The organism is Pantoea sp. App145 (assembly GCF_047947045.1).
GTDB lineage: Bacteria > Pseudomonadota > Gammaproteobacteria > Enterobacterales > Enterobacteriaceae > Pantoea.
Genome location: NZ_CP133291.1, coordinates 104,831 through 127,129 on the forward strand (window position 1 = coordinate 104,831; position 22,299 = coordinate 127,129).

20 protein-coding genes are annotated in these 22,299 nt (G+C 51.4%); 11 read left to right on the forward strand and 9 right to left on the reverse strand.

Annotated features, from left to right (window positions below; all coding sequences use genetic code 11):
- Position 1 precedes the first annotated feature (1 nt).
- The gene (locus RCF31_RS20395; protein WP_416413623.1) at positions 2 to 970 is read right to left on the reverse strand and encodes an ABC transporter substrate-binding protein; all 969 of its coding nucleotides are present in this window, start codon (positions 968 to 970) and stop codon (positions 2 to 4) included.
- 581 nt (positions 971 to 1,551) lie between these two features.
- Between RCF31_RS20395 and RCF31_RS20400 the strand changes: the two genes are divergently transcribed.
- The 3 genes from RCF31_RS20400 (at position 1,552) to RCF31_RS20410 (ending at position 4,523) form a co-directional block, all read left to right on the forward strand.
- Entirely contained in the window at positions 1,552 to 2,532 is a 981-nt protein-coding gene (locus tag RCF31_RS20400; RefSeq protein ID WP_416413624.1) for an isopenicillin N synthase family dioxygenase, read from the forward strand.
- 269 nt (positions 2,533 to 2,801) lie between these two features.
- A complete protein-coding gene (locus RCF31_RS20405; protein WP_084880800.1) occupies positions 2,802 to 3,338 on the forward strand; it encodes a C40 family peptidase in 537 nt (178 codons plus the stop codon).
- Between the two features lie 54 nt (positions 3,339 to 3,392).
- Positions 3,393 to 4,523 carry a membrane-associated sensor domain-containing protein gene (locus RCF31_RS20410; protein WP_416413625.1) on the forward strand — a complete coding sequence of 377 codons (1,131 nt, stop codon included), beginning with the start codon at positions 3,393 to 3,395 and terminating at the stop codon, positions 4,521 to 4,523.
- Here RCF31_RS20410 and RCF31_RS20415 read toward each other — a convergent pair.
- The 7 genes from RCF31_RS20415 to RCF31_RS20445 form a co-directional block, all read right to left on the reverse strand.
- Positions 4,516 to 6,129 carry a mechanosensitive ion channel family protein gene (locus RCF31_RS20415; RefSeq protein WP_416413626.1) on the reverse strand — a complete coding sequence of 538 codons (1,614 nt, stop codon included), beginning with the start codon at positions 6,127 to 6,129 and terminating at the stop codon, positions 4,516 to 4,518. The genes RCF31_RS20410 and RCF31_RS20415 overlap by 8 nt on opposite strands.
- Before the next feature lie 33 nt (positions 6,130 to 6,162).
- Entirely contained in the window at positions 6,163 to 7,353 is a 1,191-nt protein-coding gene (locus RCF31_RS20420; protein ID WP_416413627.1) for an OmpP1/FadL family transporter, read from the reverse strand.
- 20 nt (positions 7,354 to 7,373) lie between these two features.
- The gene (locus RCF31_RS20425) at positions 7,374 to 7,673 is read right to left on the reverse strand and encodes a YicS family protein (protein WP_416413628.1); all 300 of its coding nucleotides are present in this window, start codon (positions 7,671 to 7,673) and stop codon (positions 7,374 to 7,376) included.
- Between the two features lie 19 nt (positions 7,674 to 7,692).
- Complete coding sequence (locus RCF31_RS20430) at positions 7,693 to 8,967, reverse strand: anaerobic sulfatase maturase (RefSeq protein ID WP_416413629.1); 1,275 nt, start codon at positions 8,965 to 8,967, stop codon at positions 7,693 to 7,695.
- Positions 8,968 to 8,975: 8 nt separating this feature from the next.
- Positions 8,976 to 9,971: an HAD family hydrolase gene (locus tag RCF31_RS20435; RefSeq protein ID WP_416413630.1), complete on the reverse strand. Its 996-nt coding sequence runs from the start codon at positions 9,969 to 9,971 to the stop codon at positions 8,976 to 8,978.
- Positions 9,972 to 10,032: 61 nt separating this feature from the next.
- Positions 10,033 to 11,727 (reverse strand): arylsulfatase, encoded by a 1,695-nt coding sequence (locus tag RCF31_RS20440; RefSeq protein WP_416413631.1) that lies wholly within the window; start codon positions 11,725 to 11,727, stop codon positions 10,033 to 10,035.
- A gap of 157 nt (positions 11,728 to 11,884) precedes the next feature.
- On the reverse strand, positions 11,885 to 13,858 hold the full coding sequence (locus RCF31_RS20445; protein WP_416413632.1) for an alkyl/aryl-sulfatase: 1,974 nt from the start codon (positions 13,856 to 13,858) through the stop codon (positions 11,885 to 11,887).
- A 297-nt stretch (positions 13,859 to 14,155) separates the two neighbouring features.
- Here RCF31_RS20445 and RCF31_RS20450 point away from each other — a divergent pair, with 297 nt between their 5' ends.
- Positions 14,156 to 14,422, forward strand: coding sequence for a YdgH/BhsA/McbA-like domain containing protein (locus RCF31_RS20450; protein ID WP_416413633.1), 267 nt, complete (start codon positions 14,156 to 14,158; stop codon positions 14,420 to 14,422).
- A 41-nt stretch (positions 14,423 to 14,463) separates the two neighbouring features.
- Here the strand turns inward: RCF31_RS20450 and fhuE are convergent, their stop codons facing one another.
- Entirely contained in the window at positions 14,464 to 16,665 is a 2,202-nt protein-coding gene (gene fhuE / locus RCF31_RS20455) for a ferric-rhodotorulic acid/ferric-coprogen receptor FhuE (protein WP_416413634.1), read from the reverse strand.
- A gap of 435 nt (positions 16,666 to 17,100) precedes the next feature.
- Between fhuE and RCF31_RS20460 the strand changes: the two genes are divergently transcribed.
- From RCF31_RS20460 to RCF31_RS20490, 7 genes are all read left to right on the forward strand, one after another.
- A complete protein-coding gene (locus tag RCF31_RS20460) occupies positions 17,101 to 18,195 on the forward strand; it encodes a YncE family protein (RefSeq protein WP_416413635.1) in 1,095 nt (364 codons plus the stop codon).
- A gap of 71 nt (positions 18,196 to 18,266) precedes the next feature.
- Positions 18,267 to 19,022: a 2-phosphosulfolactate phosphatase gene (locus tag RCF31_RS20465; protein WP_416413636.1), complete on the forward strand. Its 756-nt coding sequence runs from the start codon at positions 18,267 to 18,269 to the stop codon at positions 19,020 to 19,022.
- Between the two features lie 125 nt (positions 19,023 to 19,147).
- A complete protein-coding gene (locus RCF31_RS20470; RefSeq protein ID WP_299450845.1) occupies positions 19,148 to 19,363 on the forward strand; it encodes a YdgH/BhsA/McbA-like domain containing protein in 216 nt (71 codons plus the stop codon).
- 194 nt (positions 19,364 to 19,557) lie between these two features.
- Complete coding sequence (locus RCF31_RS20475; protein WP_416413638.1) at positions 19,558 to 19,767, forward strand: DUF1471 domain-containing protein; 210 nt, start codon at positions 19,558 to 19,560, stop codon at positions 19,765 to 19,767.
- 83 nt (positions 19,768 to 19,850) lie between these two features.
- Positions 19,851 to 19,997 carry a hypothetical protein gene (locus RCF31_RS20480; RefSeq protein WP_167379277.1) on the forward strand — a complete coding sequence of 49 codons (147 nt, stop codon included), beginning with the start codon at positions 19,851 to 19,853 and terminating at the stop codon, positions 19,995 to 19,997.
- 82 nt (positions 19,998 to 20,079) lie between these two features.
- Positions 20,080 to 20,637: a lipid IV(A) palmitoyltransferase PagP gene (pagP, locus tag RCF31_RS20485; protein WP_416413640.1), complete on the forward strand. Its 558-nt coding sequence runs from the start codon at positions 20,080 to 20,082 to the stop codon at positions 20,635 to 20,637.
- Between the two features lie 15 nt (positions 20,638 to 20,652).
- Complete coding sequence (locus tag RCF31_RS20490) at positions 20,653 to 22,179, forward strand: alpha/beta hydrolase (RefSeq protein WP_416413642.1); 1,527 nt, start codon at positions 20,653 to 20,655, stop codon at positions 22,177 to 22,179.
- Positions 22,180 to 22,299 lie beyond the last annotated feature (120 nt).

Genomic DNA, 22,299 nt, shown 5'->3' on the forward strand with positions numbered 1-22,299 from the left:
CTTACATGGCTGCCTGACGATAGAACTGGGTGGTAAAGGCTTTTTGCCACGGCGTGGCGGCATCCAGCAACCCGGCTTTTACCATAAAGTCGCGGGTGGTTTGCCAGCGTTTTTCCGTCATCACTCCCAGGCCCTGTTTCGCCGCATCGCCGCCATCAATCAAATGCAGGGCTTTCATCTGCGCGACGCCAAACGCCAGAATCGCATCGGTCATCTGCGGATTTTCTTTTTTGATCAGCGCGTCACCGGCAGCGGGATTGGCCAGGTAAGATTTCCAGCCCTCCATTGAGGCTTCGACAAAACGTTTCATCACATCGGGTTTCTGCTGCAACAGATCATCGCGCGTCACCAGAATGCCGCCATACGCCGGATAGCCGTAATTGGCGAACAGATAAAATTGGCTGTCCGGCTGCACTTCTTTAATTTGCTGGACTTCTGAGGTGGCGTACGCCTGCTGCGCGGTATTTTTATCGGCGAGGAACGGCTGCATATTGAAAGTATAAGGACGCACCTGGCCGTCGCTGAGCTGATATTTGCTTTTCAGCCACGGCCACCAGCTGGCCTGGCCGCTGGCGGAGACCAGCACAGTTTTACCCTTCAGCCCGGCCAAATCCTTTACATCACCGTGGGTGATAATCCCCTGTGGATCGAACTGGAAGGGGGCGGCGATGGCTTTTAGCGGGAAGTTACGCTGGATGCCCTGCAACACCTGAAGATCATAGCTGACGATAACATCGGCACGGTTCGCCAGCAGCAACGTCATATTGTTCAGCTGCGGCCCGCCCGAACGGACTTCCACATCCAGGCCATACTTTTTATAGATTCCGGTGGCGACAGCCTGGTAATAACCGCCTTGCTCGGCTTGTGCGACCCAGGTGGTTTGCAGCACCAGCTTGTCTGCGGCGTGGGTGAGGGAAGATGCGCCGATAAGCGCGGCAAACAGCGGCAAACGGAAGGACGACATTGACATAAAAACCCCCAAAGCAAACGCAAAGTGTGTTCGTGTTCAGGGGATGATGCGGTGTATGAACCTGCTCACGATGCATAGCACCGTCCCCTGACGAGGTACAGCCGAAGCTGTAGAGCAATGTTCCGCATGGCAGGCGCGCCACGCTAACCGCTTATACTCTGCACTGGAATTAGCAAAGCCCATGCCATTCACCATGTTTATGGTTATCATTATGATTTTAATAGATAAATAATCAGGTGATATCACTGCGTGATGAGTTGTTTGTGAAATTTTGCTCATTTGTGAGTCATTGGTTGCTGATTTGCATCGTTATGGTGCAATAAAACCGCACTTAACTCGTAGCGGCGCGATTTATCGCGCGGTTTTGAGCCGAAGCATCGCAACAACCGCGCGATAAATCGCGCCGCAACGGTAGCCTGCGATTTGTGGCACAGATATTGCCAGATTGCTATTGAGTAGAAGCTGTCAGCCGTGGTCGTTGCCCGGTGGGTCATTGCTCGATCGTCCAGCCAATGGACGCGGGGATGGCCTGCCAGTTACGGTACAGGTCATCCGTTATCTCTTTATAACGAGGTGCACCAATGGAAAAGACAACGACTTACGCTATGCATGAACTGGCTAAAGAATCACGGATGGGCGCACGCGGCAGTGAAGCGGTACGCGAAGTGCGTATCATCGATCTCGCTGATTTCGACCAACGTAAACACGAAATCGCCGACCAGCTGTGGCAGGCGGCCATCGACATCGGGTTCTTCCAGGTCTCCGGCCATGATATCCCACTCGACGATATCAACGCCGCGTTCGCTAATGCGGAGCGTTTTTTTGCACTACCGGAAAGCGAAAAGGCCCGTCATCCGCTCAGCCGCAATGCGGGTTGGGAATATCGTGCGCAAATCCGTCCTTCTACCGGCAAGCCTGATCAGAAAGAGTCGTACCAGATTACGCTGCCACGTATGGCTGGCCTGTGGCCGGATGATGACACCCTGCCAGGTTTTCGTGATGAGGTAATGAAGTTCGAGCGTCAATGCTGGGCGGTGGGGATGAAGCTGCTTTCATGCTTCGCGCTGAAGCTTGGCTTCCCGGAGGACTTCTTCAGCCATGCACATGAACCCTCTCACGCCACTTACCAAAGCACCTTACGTATGCTGCATTACTTTGCGATCACCGGTGAAGTGGATGGCCCGTGGCGTGCAGGTGCACATACTGATTTCGATTGCCTGACCTTATTGTTCCAGCGCGATGGGCAGGGCGGTTTGCAGGTATGTCCGGGCAAAGAGATGGAGGAGCAGGTCTGGACGCCAATCGCGCCGCTGGATGGGCTGATTACCTGCAATATTGGCGATATGCTGATGCGCTGGAGCGATGATAAATTGCCGTCCAATTTCCATCGCGTGGCAAATCCTTTACCAGGCGAATCCGTCCCTGCGCGCTACAGCCTGGCGTTTTTCTGCCAGGCGAATGAAGACGTTATTATCGAAGGGCCGGAGAAAAAATATCCACCGATTTCGGCGAAGGATTATCTGGCACAACGTATCAGTGCAAACTTTTCCGGTAAATATTGAGCGAAAATAATACCGCTTCGCTTCGTGAGTCAGCGCTGAATTAATTTTAAGCCAAATTTGTGTGCAGGATGTGCAATACATCCTGCACCTGTCGATTAATTCATCAGAAAGTGATTTAACTATTTACCTGCGGAAATATCCTGGTATTGTAGTGTAAGCCTGAGTAAGTGAAGTGTAAGGTACTGCAAGTCTGAGCGGTTCTGATTTTTCCGGCGTTCATTACTGCGGTATAAACCTGAAACCAACTTCAATGAGTGACACACGACACCATGAATTCCCCTGCAATGTTTAAAGCACTGGCCGCTCTGGTTTTTCTCTCTCTCGCAGGGTGCTCATCCCATTCTGCCCATCGTGACTCACAGGCCGACAATGACAGTGCTCAAAGCCAGGAAGATCTTATTCCGGTTATTGCCGCGTTGCATGACCAGATGCATTCATGGCAGGGAACACCTTATCAATGGGGTGGCACGCAATTATCCGGTGTTGATTGTTCCGGCTTCGTGTGGCGCACCTTAAAGGATCGTTTCAATATTCCGATGGACCGTGTCACCACGCGTGAATTAATTCAAATGGGTGAGCGGGTTCAGCCTGACCATATGCAGCCCGGTGACCTGGTATTTTTCCGCATCAATCATGAACTGCACGTTGGTTTTTATGACACCGATCAACAATTCCTGCACGCATCGGCCAGTCGTGGAGTCATGCGTTCTTCCCTGAACAATCCTTACTGGAAATCAGTATTTATTCAGGCGCGCCGTTTGCACCGGGAATACAACTCCGAAATCACGCTGAATAAAACTACCTGATTTACACCCAGCAGATAAACTGTTTATCAATGCCATCAACGTAAAGGATGTCTGGTGAACAGTTCCCAACCGCAACGTCGGCGACCAACAGAATTTGCCGTGCGCTGGCCTAATCGTGGTGCGATGGTCAGGCAGGCATTGTCACAAAGCCTGCCGTGGTTTGCCTTCGTCAATATTAGCTTTGCTTTGCTGATCGCCCTGCGTGATCGTTTGTTTGATCACTACGATGATAGTTTGGTCACACATCAAACGCTGATTCCTGTCGTCGAAAGTGGCGTCTATCTGGTGATTGCCGCATCGCTGTTGTTATTGATGACGGTATGGCGTGGGCAACATCATTTATCGATGTTGAGTCTGACGTTGCTCACGCTGATCGGTGTGATTTGGGCATTCAACTGCTACTGTTTTGCTGTTTACTGGCAACTTCCTTTAACTTATCCACTTAGCGTTATTTTGCTGCTGACGGCAGTGGCTGCCTTCTATTTTTATCCCGGTGGGTTGCTATGTTTTATGTTGCCGCTGTGGCTGGCTGTGCCGTTCGCCAGCGTGCAGCTGAACCAGGGCATCAATCACCGCTTTGCCATTATGTGGCTGATATTCACCGTTATCCTGATTTACGGTCGCTACATTTTGCTACGCTGGTTCAACGAGGCCTGGCAGCGCTACGAACAAAACCAATTGCTCATCTCCCGGCTGGATATGCTGGCGCATCAGGATGTGTTAACGGGCACAGCAAACCGGCGCGCGCTGGAAAATCATCTCAGCCAGGCGATAACGCAACAGCGCCCATTCAGCCTGATTATGCTCGATGTTGATTACTTCAAACGCTACAACGACCACTACGGTCATCAGGCCGGAGATGAATGTCTGGCGGCGGTAGCTGAAGTGCTGAAAGAGGCTGTGCGTACCCCGGAGGATGTCGTGGCGCGTTATGGAGGCGAAGAATTTGTGGTGATGCTTGTGGATGCTACGGTTGCTCAGGCAGAAACCGTAGCCGCGCGGATCCAACAGAGTTTTCAACGACGTGCGCTGCCGCATGCGACATCTGACGCCGCCGCGTATGTGACGGCCAGTATGGGGATTGCCCGTGCAGCGCCCGGTCTGACTGCTGAGGCGATCATTGCTCTGGCTGATAAGGCGCTGTATCGCGCTAAAGAGCGCGGCAGAAATTGCTGGGTCAGCTGACATCCGGGTCTGGCTTGCGCGCCGGAGGGGGGTACCAGTTTTCCGGCGTGACCAATACGCTTCCCTCCGGCTGCGCAACGAAATTTGGCGACATAATCTGTACACCAAACTCATTAAATACATCCTGAATATGGCTATGTAGTTCAGTTCTGGCGGCGGCCAGAGATCCGCCTGCTGGCAGCCGCACCTGAAGCTCATAGGCGATGTACCAGTCCATTAGCGCCAGTTGACGTACCAGCGGAGGTTCCTGATGTACAATGGCTTGCGTGCGGCTGGCGGCTAGCTCAAGCATACTGTGCACCTGACGCCACGGTGTGTCATAGCCGATCGTCACGCTGGTGGTCAGATTAATCCCTGTGCCTTTAAGTGCGGTGCTGAGATTGGTGATCTTGCCACTGACCACCACCGCATTCGGCACCGTGACTTCATAATTTTCGCGTGTAATGATTTTTGTCGCCAGCATCCCGACTTCAGTGACCACACCTTCATTGTCACTAATACGAATCACATCGCCTTTACGCAGGGCGCGTGAGTAGGTGAGTACCAGACCACTCATGGCATGGTTCATGATACCCGCCGATCCCAGCGTCAGCATCAGACCGAAGAACACACTAATACCTTTGAACGCCAGGGAATTGGCACCGGGCAGAAACGGATAAGCGGCAGAGAGCGCAAACAGCCAGATAGCAACACTGATCAAACGGCGCGTTACGCCGATAGTTTCAGGATGCAGGCCGGGAATATGCATATTTCCATACTCGACCCGACGGAGTACCAGCCGAATAATACGGGTAAAAATGGCGGTGATCAGGATAATCACGGCGACAATAAATAAACCCGGCAATGCCGACAGCACCGCCACGCCGATCTCCTGCAACAGCGCCAGCGCATAATCACCCAGATCCAGTCCCCAGATGCGGGTATAAGGAAACAAGCGCAATACCCAGCTTAACCATAGGTAAGTCATGACCAGGCAAAGCAGCAACATTAATGTCTGATACAGCCGTAACCGGACTGGCCCGAAAAAAGTCCGCACCGGCGCAGGTAGCAGGTGTTTGCGGCTGGCCGGACGTTTGGCCGCTGCGCGTGTCTGCCACTGATTCAGGTGCCAGCACAGCGCCACCAACAGAACTAACCCCGCTGCGCCAGCCAGGCTTTTCACCAGCGAAATCAGCAAATAGTGCGGAGAATACTGCTCTTTCAGTAAACCACGTAATTTTTCCAGACGCTGATAAACATGGTCTGCCGCCTGCATCAGTGTTAAATCGTCACCTTCATCCAAATCGGCCTGGCTGAGTAACATAAATGGCTGATGGTTGACGGAAAATAGCACCCCTGGCTGATGGAAACGCATCACAGGTTCCATAACAACCGGTTGTTGCAGATCGTCAGCGTTAAGCCCGCGTAACTGTGTCAGGGTACGTTGTACGCGTTCTTCCGGGGTGGTCATGCCAAAACGTGCCTGCAACATCACGACGGGTTGATTTAGCAGCACCAGGGTTCGTGCTTTCTCCTGTGGTGTAGGTGACTGACGCGGTTCAGCGCTAAACACACTTGTCGCGAGAAATAGTAATAGCCAGCAAAGCAGATAAACGCCTGTTTTCATTACGCTCATCCTCGTGCCAGGTTCTGACAGTAATCAGAACTGATAGCTGTAATTCATGCTGAAAAAATAGATATTCGGATCGTTATAGTGACCTTTCACCAGTGGCGATGAAACGGACGACGATTCCATATTCAGGTATTCAAAGGCCACCCCAATATTGCTGGACGTCGTCAGCTGGTATTGCGCACCAACGCCATAACGCCACGCTGCACCCGAGGGCATGGTCATTGAGGTATCATCCTGGTTTTTATAGAAACTGCTGTCATAGGCGATACCCGTGTTCAGACGCCATTGGTCATTCGGGCGGAACTGCACGCCAAGTGCGGTGTGCCAGGTGTCGCGCAGGCGATTGTCGCGCGTCAGTGGTTGGCCGCTGACAGTGATCTGATTGGCACCGTAAGCGCTCCAGTCCTGCCAGCCGAGGTCGGCTAACAGCGACCATTGCTGATTGAGGTCATGTACCGCACTTAACATCAGTTGTGCCGGGGTGTTAACCTGCGCCGATATTGGCAGGTTATAAGAGACATTATCTAACTGCGGGAAGCGTGCTGTGCCATTGATGTTGAAGTGATAATCAGTTTTGCTGGTGTAGGTGAGACCCACGCGCGTTGCATCGGTGACTTGCATGAGTAAGCCGGTACGGAAGTTAAGTGCCCAGTCATGATCCGTGGCTTTTTCATCCTGCCCATCAACATTACGCGTCAATGACAGAAAGCCGTAGTTGATACCGAGACCCAGCCCCCACGACAGTCGCTCATTGATTTTCCACGCAATCGCCGGACTGAGTGTCATCGCAACCAGGGTGCTTTTTTTGATCAGGCGGTCCCCCGCCCAGTCACCAAAATCCAGCCCAAGGCCGTAATTGCCATACAGGCCAATGCCAGCAGACCAGCGGTCGCTAAGGCGCTGATGGTAGAACATGCTGGCGCCGGGAAACCAGCCGATAGTGTTGCCGGGGCTGTTGCCCTGTAAGGCGGCATCATTATCCAGTGTATAGGGCGTATCGCCGTATAACGCCTGAAGACCACCGGTAATCATATGATCTGGCAGTCGCGTCATCCCGGCGGGGTTGGTCATTAACGTTGATGCATCCTGTGCCCGTGCGGCTTGGCCAGCACCGGCAAGGCCGGTATCTTCCGTGGCAATTTCATACAGATATAAACCACTGGCATGAGCAAGTAATGGCGTACTCAACACCATAAATAACAGGACATTGCGGCGCATAACGTCTCCCGACTGGGTAGTTATTTACTGGCTAATCCGGATGGGCAGGAAACATCACTGATTTTTTTATGATACAGCTGCTGATTACCGGCTTTTAATGCATCAGCAGCGGCGATAATCTCATCATGAGTCTCTTTATTATCGGTAAAGTGTTTTGTCAGCGCCTGATCGGAAACGGTGGTGCTGACATGGCAGTGCGCACGCAGGTCCTGTAAAATCGTTTGCTCGCGCAAGGCAAAACCGAGGCTTTCATACGGGGATGCTGCCAGATAGTGAAACGGCATCAGCAACAGGGCCGATAATAATAGAGATCGACGCATATTATTCTCCATTCGTGAATTACTCTTTAAGGTCAGTGAGTATTTTTGCGATCTGCTGCAACGCGGGCATAGCGGATGTAAAAAAAGCTTTAATACCCGGACATAAATAATTTAGACCGGATTCGCCATCTGGGGTGAGCACGATACGATTTTTCGGGCATTCCCCCCAACAAAGCGTCAGATATGGGCAGGTTTTGCAGTATCGTGGCAGAGTATTACGTTTCCCCATGCCGAATTGTTTTTGTCGCTCAGAAAATACCAGCTGTGCCAGCTGATGGGTGGTGACATTCCCCAGGCGATATTCGGGGTAGACATAATGATCGCAGGAAAACACATCGCCATTTTTTTCAATTGCCAGCCCCTTACCACAAAACTCGGCAGTGATGCAGAGTTGAGAAGGCAACCCCATGGTCTGGACGACTGCGGTTTCAAATAAGTTCACTTGCACCCGGCCAAGATCTTTACTGACCCACTCCTGAAAAGTGGCGATCAGGAACTGCCCCCAGTCTTCAGGATCGACCGACCAGTCGGTGACGATTGAATCCAGATCGCCCGGCCGGGCGCGTCGCGACCCGGTGACGGGAAGCGTGTCATCCTGCCAGAATTGTGGCGCGGTATGTTTAAAATCAACCGGCTCCACGCAGGGATTAAACTGGATATAAGTCGCACCTAATTCCTGAGTCAAAAAACGATAGACTTCAAGGGGATATTTTGCGGAGGTACGGTTCACCACCACCAATGCATTGAAAGGAACGCCGTGACGCTTTAAGGCATCAACGCCTTTCATCACGCGATCAAAGGTGGGTTTTCCACTGCGCGTGACACGATAACGGTCATGTAACTCCCGTGGCCCATCAATGGAAACACCTACGAGGAAATGATGCTTCTTCAAAAATCTGGCCCAATGGTCATTAATTAACACCGCATTGGTTTGCAGATCATTTTCAATCCGCTGGCCGCGGGGTTGGTATTTTTTCTGTAAAGCGACAACCTTTTCGAAAAATTCCAGCCCCATTAATGTCGGTTCACCACCTTGCCAGGAAAAAATAATCTCCTCCCCGTCCTGACTGGCAATGTATTGACGGATAAAGTTTTCCAGTATTTCATCGCTCATACCTGCATCGCGATGCTGATGTAATAACTCTTCTTTATGCAGATAAAAGCAGTAGTTGCAATCCAGGTTACAGGTGGAACCGGAGGGCTTTGCCATCATGTGATAACGACGTTTGTAGTTCACTCCCAGCTTTTCAAAAGTCGGCAGCGGAGTCAGCGGAATAGTCGTGCTATGTTTCATCTTATGCCTCACTGAGATGCCGGGAAGACGGTGTTCCAGTCTTTTTTCATGCTGACAACGGGCCAGCCATGCCGATGTGCTTCATCCAGTCCTTTATCCAGTCGTCCAAAAGCGGATTGACGGTCGTAGGCATATTCACGCTCAGCGTCATCGTGATGAAGATAAAGCACCAGATTGGTTTTAGATCCAGAGGAGACATATTGCAGCATCGGCAAATCGCCATCGGAATTGCCGAAGGCGAGGATGGGCATCCGGCCAATATAACGATTGATGGCCACCGGTTTATTATCACCATCGTCGATAAAGTTAATGACCCCTTGTTTAATCAGACGCGGTTTGCCGTCTTTCCCCATTTCGAATTTGACCTGGTCAGTCGAACCAATCACCTGTTCCGGCGGGATGCCATAGGTTTTTTCTACCCACGGACGCATAAAATCAGTGCCGCCGCCGGAAACGATATAGGTTTTAAAACCGTTGGCGCGTAGATAGCTCAGCAGCTCCAGCATCGGCTGGTAAACCAGTTCGGTGTAGGGGCGTTTGAAGCGAGGGTCGCGCGCAGTCTGCAACCATTGTGTCACGCTGGTTTTAAAGTCGTCGGTGGTCATTCCGGCGTCAGCGGCGTGTTCAATTGCCATCAGTCCCTGATTGCCGGTTGCGGCCACGGCATGCATATCGTTTTCCAGTATCCCTTTAAAAGGTTGCTGGTTTTTCCATGCAGGATGCTGCGGTGCCAGTGCTTTGATACGATCGATCAGGTACACCAGTTGCACATATGCAGGCTGTTCGGTCCAGAGCGTACCGTCATTATCAAATACCGCAATACGTTCCTCTGGCGGCACGTAATCCGCACTGCCTTGCTGTGTGACTTTCTGGACAAAACTCATAATCTTTTCTTTCGACGCAGAGTCATTCCAGGAGGGGAGCTCCGTCGCAGCCTGGACGGCTGGCAAGGCAAAGCAAAACCACAAAATGAATACAGCGATTGAATGCGCGAATGTTTTCATTTCGATACCTTCATGAAGGCAGAAAAAATGGCCCATAAAATATGGGCCACGCATTAAATACTCAGTTACCGGTCGGCAAACCTAACTGGAAACCTTGTTTTTCGAGCTGATCGCGCACATTCTGGAAACGCTGATACTGGCTGATGGTAATCGGGCCGGTATAGGCTTCGCTCTGCGCCGGACGTGGTGGATATTTGACATAGGTTTTCATCAGGTCACCGATGGCCTGATTGAACGTCACCAGAGTCCAGGTGTGCTCGGTGTAGTTATTCATAAAGATGTCATAACGTTCCTGCGGGTCCTGCCAGAGATCGAAAATCTGCGGCACAGTCGCCACATAGGACGACGGGCCTTTCCAGCCTAAGTTGCTGTCCACCGCCAGCCCGCCAGTTGAGGCACCATTATCGCCGCGCAGATTGAACTCTGCTTTGTAGTGTCCGACCCTGACGGCCCCTGGCGTCAGTTCATTTTCGGTAAAGTAGAACCATGATGTTCGAGGGTCCGGACCAGTGCCGAACAGTACCGGGGAAATATCGTAACTGTCGAAGATAATGGGTTTTCCTGCGCGGTCATTTTTGGGCAGCTCTTTAATGCCCGCTACAGACGCGAAGGTGGCCATCAAGTCGAGGCCTCCCACAATGTCATGGTTTTTGCTATCAGCCTTGATTTTGCCTGGCATCCAGGCGATGGCTGGTACGCGGCTTCCTCCTTCACGATCGGTGCCTTTAGTGCCTCGAAACGGCGTATATCCGGCATCCGGATATACGTCCTGCCAGGCACCGTTATCGGTGGTGAAGACAACTAAGGTATTTTTATCCAGTCCCAGCGAACGGATTTTGTCCATGATGTGACCGACGCGGGCATCCATTTCCACCATCGAATCTGCATATTTGGTCTTCGCCATTGATTTTCCGATAAAGTCCGGGTCGGGCATATTAGGTTGATGGTTCTTCATAAAATTGATGCTCATGAAAAAAGGTTTGCTGTCTTTCGCATGAGCATCGAGGTATTCCAGTGAGGCTTTTTCTACATAGCGATCAAAGAAAGGAATACCGACTACACCTTCTTTGCCATTAATTTCTGGGGTATTAACGTACTGACCATTGATCTTGAAATCTTCATGGGGCGCTTCACCGGCTTTTCCTGATAATGCCCCTCGCGTCACGCGGGCGAACATTTCGCGCAGTTTAGGATCCATATCGGGGAACCAGGTCGGATCGGCGTAGGTGTAGGCATTGAGATGGTAAAGCCCGACATAGCGCATCTCGTCATAACCCTGAGCGTTCGGCAGGGCATAGTCCGATTCCCCCAGGTGCCATTTGCCGGTGAAGAAGGTGTCGTAACCTGCTGTTTTCAGTACCGAAGCCAGCGTCCATTCCTCTTTCGGTAGCCCGCCGCCCTGGCCCTGGAATGCCACCGTGGTCATGCCGCTGCGATTAGGTATACGCCCGGTCTGCATTGCTGCGCGGCCTGGGGTACTGCTCGGCTGCCCGTAAAAACTGAAGAAGGTCATCCCTTCCTGCGCCATTTTATCGAGATTTGGCGTTGGCATACCCCGGCCTTCACCCCCGCCATAGGCACCGAGGTCACCGTAACCGGTATCATCGGCAACAATTAAAATAATATTGGGCTTATTACCGTTGCTCTGATCATCGGACACATTTTTCGCAGGTTCTTCCGCCCGGAGATCATGGGGCAGAAATATCGAACCGGCAGCAAGAGCTAAAACACCAACGCCTTTATAGGATCTGTTCATCGTTTACATCCTTAGAAATAGCGGTTGTTTTGAAAGTGTTCACTGCACAGAAAGGTATTGAGATTGTCTTACGTCCATTTGCGAAAAAAATAAAAACAGAATAAGCGTTTTTTAGGGTGATTCCGGGCGACCCAATGGCTCGGTAGCCCGGCAATTATTACGGCGTCACCATATTGAACCAGAACTCAAATTTATCCATATAGCCAAGCAGCTCATCGACTTTGGCGGGATTACCGCTGATTTTAACTTCCCCCTTATCCTGCGCCTGCTTCAGCGTTTCTTCCTTGAGGATGATGTTGTTCAGGGTGTTGCGGTTGAGGGTGAGGGTAGCATCCGCATTTTGTGCCTGGGCATCAGACGTGTGGTTGAGCACACCATTTTCCAGTTCCAGCTTATATTTGCCGCCATCATCACCCAGATCGACGTTAATCACTGCCTTCGCATTGCCGGCTTTCTCGCCATTGATATGCACCGCGAGGAAATCGAAGAACATTTCTGGTGTCATGGCTTTGACTGTGTCCGGGCTGGCAGTATTTGGCGTGGGGCCTTTAACCACGCCATTACGCAGCTCCTGCGCGCCAGTGAGATAGAAGTTACGCCATGGGCCGGATTCAGCCTGATAACCCAATTGTTCCAGGGCATCGGCTTCCAGATCGCGCGCAGCTTTATTGTTGGGATCGGCAAACACCACTTTGCTGACGACCTGTGCTACCCAGCGGTAATTCCCCTGGTCGAAGTCGGTTTTGGCTTTTTGCAGGATTGGGTCCGCACCGCCCATGTATTCAACGAATTTCTTCGCTGCTTCTTCCGGGGGCAGCTCATCCAGCGTGGCAGGATTACCATCGAACCAACCCAGATAGAGCACATAAGTGGCTTTCACGTCATGGCTTACTGAACCGTAATAACCCCGGTTCGCCCAGGTTTTCGCCAGTCCATCCGGCAATTTGAAGTTGGCGGCGATTTCGTCACGCGTCAGGCCTTCATTCGCCATCCGCAGCGTCTGATCGTTGATGTAACGATAGAGATCGCGCTGGGTTTTCAGCAGGTTGTTGACGTTATCATTGCCCCAGGTCGGCCAGTGATGCTGGGCGATAATAATCTCGGCTTTATCGCCCCAGCGGGTAATGGCATCGTTGATGTATTTTGACCAGGGCAACGGTTCACGAATCTTGGCACCGCGCAGGGAGTAGGTGTTATGCAGGGTATGGGTGACATCTTCCGCCGCCTCAATCATTTTCTTCTCTTCGACATACCACAACATCTCTGATGGCGCTTCCGAACCCGGTGCCATCATAAATTCATAGGTCAGGCCATCGATGGTGTGCTTCTCGCCGGTTTTACTGATGGTGTCCGTTGGGGCGATCAGGGTGACGGTCCCCGCTGAAGTGGTGGTGCCTAATCCCGCGCCGACCTGGCCTTTCGGGTCTGCTTTTAACAGGTTGCCGTACATGTAACTGGCACGGCGGCTCATCACGTTGCCTGCCATAATATTTTCAGCCACCGCGGCCTCCATAAAACCTGCCGGGGCATAAATTTTCACTTTGCCGGATTTCACATCCGCTTCGTCTACTACGCCACGTACTCCACCGTAGTGGTCAACGTGGCTGTGAGTATAAATCACCGCGACCACAGGTTTTTTACCACGATGTTTATAGTAAAGATCCATCCCTACTTTGGCGGTTTCAGCGGAAACCAGTGGGTCGATAACCGTGATACTTTTGTCACCTTCGATGATGGTCATATTGGAGAGGTCAAGATTGCGGATTTGGTAGACGCCATCGGTAACCTGAAATAGCCCGCTGATATTAATTAACTGTGATTGACGCCACAGGCTGGGATTAACGGTATCCGGCGATTTTTCACCCTCTTTAATAAACGCGTACTGGCCCGGATCCCAGATAACATTTCCGGCTGCGCCTTTAATCACAGCCTCGGGTAATGCGGCGATAAATCCTTTGTGGGCATCACTAAAATCGGTTTTATCGTTAAAAGGTAACTGGTTATACAGCGCATCATTGGCTTGTTTAGTTGCGCCAGTGGCGTCTTTGGGATTGGTGTCCGCAGCAACAGAATTAAACGAACTGGCAAGCAGGGCAGCCATTATCAGACAATGCAAATGTTTCCGTTTCATTTAATGACCTCGGCTTGATGGGCTAAAAATAAAAATGAAGCTGCACCTGGTAAATATAAGGCCAGTAAAAAATAGAAACTGTGATGAAAATTATTGGCTTAATGGTTTTAAATTCATTGACATTGTGAAGTAACCCTAGCCGAAGATTTTTGGTAATCAAGCGAAGCGTTAATGATTTTTTTTAGAATTTAGTCCTCACCAGGTTTTAAATCGAACAGTTGCAATATTTCAAACTCAGTCTAAAAATTTAATTGCTGCAATAATCCGTCCGATTTCAAACATCTCTGAGGTGTGATAATGAAAAAGATCATGGCAGGAGTGATAGCGCTCATCACCGCTTCGTTAATTTGTGGCTCAGCCTTTGCTGCAAAGGAAATAAGTAAAGCAGAAGCGAAGAAATATCATAAAGTTGGCACAGTGAGTTCGACCAAAGAACATACCTCACCGCGTGCCGCGATGGAGGAAATTTCCAAAAAGGCTGATGAAATGGGAGGTAAATATTTTGTCATCACCTCCGGCAATGAAGGTGACAAAGTCCGTGCAACGGCAACGGTATACAAATAAAAACACTGCGCCCTGGTTATCCAGGGCGCAGGCATCGGCTATCAGAACTGATATGACACGCTGACCGAGAAGTTACGCGGTTCACCGTAGACATAGTTATTCATGTAGCTGTAGTAGGTGCGGTCGAACAGATTATCGACGTTAGCCTGAACAGCCACCTGTTTGGTGACCTGATAACGCGCAAACAGGTTAGCCAGTGGGTAGCTACCCTGATAGACACGTTGGGTGCTGCCATCGGGTGCGGTGTCATCCTCAAACACACGGTTCTGCCAGTTGATACCGCCACCGATTGTCAGATCAGGCAGCATGGGCAGTTGGTAGCGGGTGAACAGCTTAAATTCAGTCTGCGGTTGACCCGGGTTGTAACGGCCGTCTGAATCACGCGCCACGTAACGTGTTGCGCCAAAAGTCATTTGCAGATTGTCCGTCAGCGCACCGTTCAGCTCAAATTCGGCCCCTTTACTACGCGCACCTTTGGTCGCGGTGTAAGCCTGCTCGCTGCTGTTGTTGACATAGACGCCATTGATTTCCTCGCCGACGTTGTCCTGTTCAATGCGGAAGATCGCCATAGTGGCGGTCAGTCGGCCATCGAACCAGGCTGATTTCAGGCCGGTTTCATAGCTTTTGCCGGTTACCGGCGTCAGGTAATGGCCGCTGGCGTCACGGTAGGTTTGTGGCTGGAAGATTGAGGTATAGCTGGCGTACGCCGACCAGGTATCGTTGATGTCATACACCACACCCGCGTAAGGCGTAATGTTGTTTTTCTCCATATTACCGCTGCTGCCATTGGTGCTGTACTGCGTGTAACGCGCACCGACAATCAGCGACAGCGGATCGGCCAGTGAGAAACGCGCGGCGGTGTAAGCCGATTTCTGACGTACCACGTCATCGGCGTTTTGATACCAGTCGCCCCACTCAGGTTCCGCGATATTGCCATTCCAGTGATTGTTAAATATCCCGATATCATCACTGGCAATATCACCCGCATCCTCATCAGTGACGCCATTCTGGCTATAGGTGCTGTTGTGCTGACGACTATAGCTGATACCCGCCATCAGCTGATGCTGACGACCAAATAACTCGAAGGGACCGCTGGCATAGCCATCCACCGAAGTTAACTCACGTTTGCCCCGGTCCTTACTGCCAAAACCATCGGCACCTTCACCGGTGGTCTCATCCGGGTAAGCCATGTATCCCACATACAGCAGTTTGTCGCTGAAGGTGTTTTCGGCATGTGTGCCGTTCAGACGAAAACTCCAGCCATTATCAAAGTTATGCACCAGGTCGGCATACACTTTGCGCACTGTGGTGTGGTAGTAAGTCCAGTCGGCGGATGAGTTCAGGCTGCGGCGATAATGTGTCAGAGAACCATTGCTGTAAAACACCGGGTTGCCGCCCCAGGTGGGGTCGCGGGTGTCGGCGTCCTGATAATCATAAGCGAGCGACAGGGTGGTGTTATCGGTGAGATCGGCATCAAGGGTGCCGTACAGGAATTTGGTATTTTTATGGTAACGATCCAGCCAGCTGTCCTGATCCTGGTAACCTGCGATAACACGTCCACGTACCGAGCCTGATTCGTTTAATGGCGCAGAAAGATCAGCGACATAACGCTGTTTGTTCCAGCTCCCGTAGCTGGCACTTACCGTTCCGGTGAAATCTTTGCTATCCGCATGTTTACGCACCATGTTAACTGACGCCGCCGGGCTACCTGCGCCGGTCATCAGGCCAGTGGCACCGCGCACGATCTCGATACGATCGTAAATCGCGGTATCCGAGGCGGTATCCCCATAGTTCCACGAATCACCCATGGAGGTGGGAATACCGTCAAAGGTGAAGTTTGTCAGCTGGAAACCGCGTGAATAGTAGTAGGCGCGTTCGCTGTCATCCTGGCTGCTGGTGATGCCGGTGGTGTTGTTCAGCACGTCATTAATGGTTTGCAGTTGTTGGTCCTGCATACGCTGCTGGGTAACGACGCTGACTGATTGCGGCACATCGCGCGGCGTCAGCAACAATTTGGTACCGGCACGGGTGGTTTTGACCTGATAGTCTTGCTTATCCTGGGCGGTGTTGTCGCCGCTGGTGGTGGCATCCACCACCAGATCCTGCTGAGTATTGCTGCTGCTATTATCCGCCGCCTGGGCCGTTATCGGGTTGAGAAGGGCGTGAACTGCCATTGCCAGCAATGAAACCGTAAAGGTTTTGCGCATGCCGGACGCGTGAGTATCCCTGCAAATCAAAGACATGATATTTCCCGTCAAAAAGAGCGTGTTTGTTATCGCTTCTGTTTTTTTATTTAGCCGCACCATCCTGCGGCATTTAACGCAAAGAAGCACATTAATTGAGAAAGCCAATGATAATCATTTGCTTTAAAAATTCTAAAAAGGTTTCATTCAATTATGTAAATATTTGTATAAATTAAGGTAATCATAAGGATAGGATGTCGATAGACCCTTTAATTACTCAAGTTAACGTTTTTACTGACGTCAATTCACCTGCCAGCTGGCGTATTTTTCAGGCAAATGTTCCGTTTATAACGAGGGGAGTGGGCTTCTTCTAAGCTGTTGTTTAGGGGGGATTTGCTAAGTTTTCGTTAATGCGTATGATTCTCATTCTTTCTACGATCATTTCCGCCAGGGCTTTGTCCTGCCGGAGACCGTTATCCATTGATGGAGTTCAGAATGACATCGTTTTTCAGTCCGCATCGGGCAGCGCTTGCCGCAGCGGTCATTGCCGCATTTAGCCTGACAGCCTGCCAGGCACCCGCCCAGAAAACTCAGACAGCTGCAGTCGCCGTGGCGGCAAAACCCACCGATAACCAGCTTACCCAGCGTGTGATTGGTGATGGCTTGTATGAACTGGCTTACTCTCCGGTAGCCAATGCGTTGTATGTCGCCAGTGCGCAGAGCTTCAAGGACGTTAACGGCGGCATGTTGTATCGCCTCGACCCGACTACGCTGGCAACCAAAGGGGAAACCCATACCGATCTGAAAAACTTCGGTATGGCTATCGATAGCGAAGGTGGCGTGTTCTACACCACCAACTCGCTGGATGGCGGGGTGTCGAAAGTTGATGCACAGAGTGGCAAAGTGCTGCAACGCCTGATGCTGGGTGGTAAGAAGGATAAAGACGGTGACGTGCCCGGTGCACGCGAGATGTTGCTGCATGGCAACGAACTTTACGTAGGCCGCGTTGCTGATCCTGGCTTTATCTCGGTGGTGGATACCAAAACCTTCAAACCTAAAACCACGATCAAAAATGTCGGTAAATGGGTAACGGGCATCATCTATTCACCGCTGACCGAACGTATCTACGCTGCCAATGGTGCAGGGGAAATCGCGGTCATCAATCCACGTACGCATAAAATTGAACAACGCTGGACGGCAGGCGATGGCAAAGAGTACCTGTTCCTGAATATGGCAGAAGATCCGGCCACCGGTCGCCTGTTCGTTACTGATGATTCCAAAGGCAAGACCACGCTGGTGTTTGACGAGCATAGCGGTAAGGTGATCAAGCGTATCCCGGGTGACGCGCTGGGCATCAAGTTCAACGCGAAACGCAATGAGATCTACATCAGCCAGCGTGAGTCGAAGAAAGTGCTGCAACTGGATGCCACCAGCTATGCGGTGAAAAACAGCTGGTCGTTCGATACCAACCCGAACAGCCTGCTGGTGTCACCTGATGGTGAAACGCTGTATGTTTCCCTGAAGCAGGCGTTCAATAAAGACAACTCCACTCAAGGGCCAGATAGCGTGGCGCGCATCGCGCTGAAATAACCGGGAAAAATCTGTAGCAGCGCAATACACTATGCTCCCGATTGCGCTGCTACCCAAGGTGACTCTCCGTTATGCTTGGTCATTACTTCTCGCAACATGGCTTCGATATCCGTCTGGAATGGGGGCTTGCCGCCGCACAGCATCTGGCTCAGAATGCGGATTGCGTGATTGTGGTAGATGTCATGTCGTTTTCCACCTGTGTCAGTGTGGCGAATGACAATGGCGCATTGATAGCCCCCTGGCCCTGGAAAGACGCGTCTGCCCAGGCGTATGCCGCAGAAATGGGGGCGCAGGCTGCGAGCATTGATCGGCGCTTCTCTGCTGAAACCTTTACCTTGTCGCCCGCCTCATTATTGAATATTCCTGCCGGGACAAAACTGGTGTTGCCATCACCCAATGGTTCCACCATTGCGTTTAAAGCGCGCGAACATGGCGGCGCGGTTTATAGCGCCGGGTTACGTAATCGGCAGGCAACCGCAGCGGCCTGTGGCCATTTTCAACGAATTCTGGTGATCCCCTGTGGTGAACGTTGGCCGGATGGGAGTTTGCGTCCGGCGATTGAGGATTATGTTGCAGCGGGCGGAATCATCCAGGCATTAGGCACGCGTCTGCGTTCCCCGGAAGCGGAGATGGCGGTTGCCGCCTTTCAGGCGGCGCAGCAGCAGAATTTTGCCGTATTAAAAGAGTGTGCATCAGCCACAGAGTTAAGGGGGCGGGGCTTTGCAACAGATGTTGAGCTGTGTTTGCAGGTTGATGTGAGTGCCAATGCTTGCCAGCTGACAGGGAAGTTTTTTGTCCCCGGTGTTAATGACAACTCAAAGCCGTGACGGAGTGATAATTACCACGATCACAATTATCGCACTAATTATCAATTATGAAATGATAACTATGGTTACTATAACTTCCATCGAAGGCATACAGCCTTTTAACAAATAAACGAAGGAAGAAGACCATGAAAACCATTAAAGCCATGTCCATCGCCGCTGTCGCTGCTCTTTCACTGATGTCATTTGGCAGCTTTGCTCAGAGCGTTTCCGTTACAGCTTCTACGCTGGACGGTGCTGAAGCGAAAATCGCCGCGCAGGCAGCACAGCAGGGCGCTCAGTACAAAATCACTGAAGCCAACACGAATAACCGTGTGCATATGACCGCTGAGTTATACAAATAACAGCGAGTGATGCCCGGAAGCGCTGAAAAGGGTCGCCGTGGGGTGGCCCTTTTTTTGATGGTATCAATCTTTATCAATTTTTTTGATTTATTTCAGCAAAACGCTCAGCTTTTATCCGCCGGGTGACAGGTCTATTCTTTCTCACATCGGGGCACAACGCCTCACAACTTAAAATAATCTCTGAGGAAATGACCATGAAATCTATCAAAACTTTCGTTGCAGTTGCGGCCCTGTCACTGGTTTCTTTCGGCAGCTTCGCACAAAGCATTACCGCTTCGGCCTCAACCCTTGATGGTGCCGAAGCCAAAATTGCCGCTCAGGCCAAACAAGCGGGCGCAGCTTACAAAATCACCGGTGCGCGTGTTGATAACGGTGCTTACCTGTCGGCTGAACTGACCAAATAATTATGGTCGCAAAGGGAAGTGCCGAAGAGGGCCGTCCTGGTACGGCCTTTTTCGCCCTTTACCCGTCATGAGGAGTTAATGCCATGCATCACAACCACGAAATCGCAGCCCAGGCAGCGGCATTTGTCCAGTCTCTCAAATCTCATCGCCACGCCAATATGCCCGCTATCCGTTTTCGCCACTGGCCGCAATTTATCTCGACCGTGCGCGAATTAATGGAAAAAAACTAACTTCCTGCAATCCAGATTTGCAAATCCTTCAGATTGTTCCCAGAATTGAGACTCAATGTGTGAGTTTTCAGAAGGATAAATCATGCGAAGTTATCTGGTGGCTTTGTATGTAACCTTGTTTATCTGTGCGGCTCCGGCACAGGCAGAAGGAACGATTAGTTCAGGGTGGAACTGGTTAACCAACGACATCTCCCAGACCTGGGAACAACCGCAGAATTACGATCTCTATTTGCCATTCATCGCCTGGCATGCCCGCTTCGCATACGATAAAGAAAAAACCGATAACTATAATGAAACGCCGTGGGGCGGTGGTTTTGGTGTGTCCCGTTACAATGAAGAAGGTAACTGGAGCACGCTGTATGCCATGATGTTTAAAGATTCGCATAATGAGTGGCAGCCGATCGTTGGCTACGGTTGGGAAAAGGGCTGGTATCTCGATAACGCGCGTGATTTTCGCCTCGGCCTCGGCTTTACCGCCGGGATTACGGCGCGTGATGATTTCGCCAACTATGTGCCGTTACCCATCGTATTACCGCTTTTCTCAGTGGGTTATAAACGCGCAACCGTGCAGTTCACCTATATTCCAGGCACCTATAATAATGGCAATGTGCTATTCGCCTGGCTGCGTTTGGCCTTTTAACCGACGGATGCTGATATGGCGAGAACCCACTTTGATGGCTGGCTGAAAAAAACCGGGTTAACCGTTGCCAGCCTGGCAAAAATCGTCCTGGTGGGTCTGGTCGTCATCATCATCGTTTTCTTTATTGGTCGGATTTATCAGTCAGAACGCGGTGCGCCTTTACATCGCTGGCACACCTGGTCAGCGGATGAAATGAGTGAGAAAGAGATCGACCGCGCCAGTTTTTCTGATTATCAAACGCGGGAAGACGCGATTTTTCTCGATATGAAGCACAGCATTACCGATAAGCTCAGTGACGATGAGAAAACGACACTGAACCGTTACTACGCACAAAGCCGGGTTTATCCTGCCCGTTTTCAGCCTGACTGGAATCGTTCTTTTATTCTGATGCCACAGGGCACCCCGCGCGGCGCGGTGGTATTGTTACACGGCCTGACCGACTCACCCTACAGCATGCGCTATCTGGCGGAAGATTACCGGCAGCAGGGCTTTGTGGCGGTAGTCCCGCGTCTGCCAGGACATGGTACCGCGCCGGGCGCACTGACCACGGTGAACTGGGAGCAATGGCTGGCCGTAACCCGTCTGGCGGTGCGCGAAGCCACGCGACGCGCCGGACCTGATGTCCCGCTCCATCTGGTGGGTTATTCCAACGGTGGTGCGCTGGCAATGAAATACGCCCTTGATGCTCTCAATGATCCCTCGCTGCGCCAGCCCCAGCAGATTGTACTGATGTCACCGATGATCGGTGTGACGGCTTTTGCGCGCTTTGCCGGGCTGGCGGGATTGCCTTCGCTACTGCCTGGATTTGCCAAAGCAGCATGGCTGAATGTGGTGCCGGAGTTCAATCCCTATAAATACAACTCCTTTCCGGTTAAGGCGGCACGCCAGTCTTGGCTACTGACCCAGGCACTTCAGCAACAAATTTTGCAGGAGGCACGTAATCAGCAGCTGGCACAACTGCCGCCCGTGCTGACGTTCCAGTCGGTAATGGATTCCACGGTCAGTACCCGTGCGGTGGTGGATTCGCTGTATCGTTATCTGCAAAGCCGGGGTAATCAATTGGTGATTTTTGATATCAACCAGGCTTCTGATTTGCGCGCGCTGTTCCGGCCAGCGTTATACACTGCCGTGAACAATTTGCTGCCGGCTGCACCACGTCATTACGGCACCACAGTGATCACCAATGCGACGCCAGCAACCAGCGAAACCGTTGCCCGCAACACAGCAGCCGATCAAACCAACGAAACCGTTCAGCCATTAAATATCGCGTGGCCGCCAGGTATGTATTCTCTGTCCCATGTCGCGGTGCCGTTTCCCCTCACGGATTCGCTCTATGGTCTGGAACCGACGGAAAAGAACCAGTCGGGTATTAGCCTTGGTATCATCTCATTGCGTGGTGAAACCAACACGCTGATTGTCGGGCTGGATACCCTGATGCGCGCCAATTCCAACCCGTTTTTTGACTATATGATGACGCGTATTAATCACCACATTGCCTGTAGCAACCAGCCTGATGTTGCCGCATGTCTGCAAAGCTGGTGATCGATCGCGAAAAAAACAATTTTTCCCGAATAGAAATCGCCATTGAGGTGTTTACCCCCAGACAAGGTGATTTTTCGGCGTCTTTCTCCCGGTGAACCTTGCCTCTGGTCGGTGTGAAAA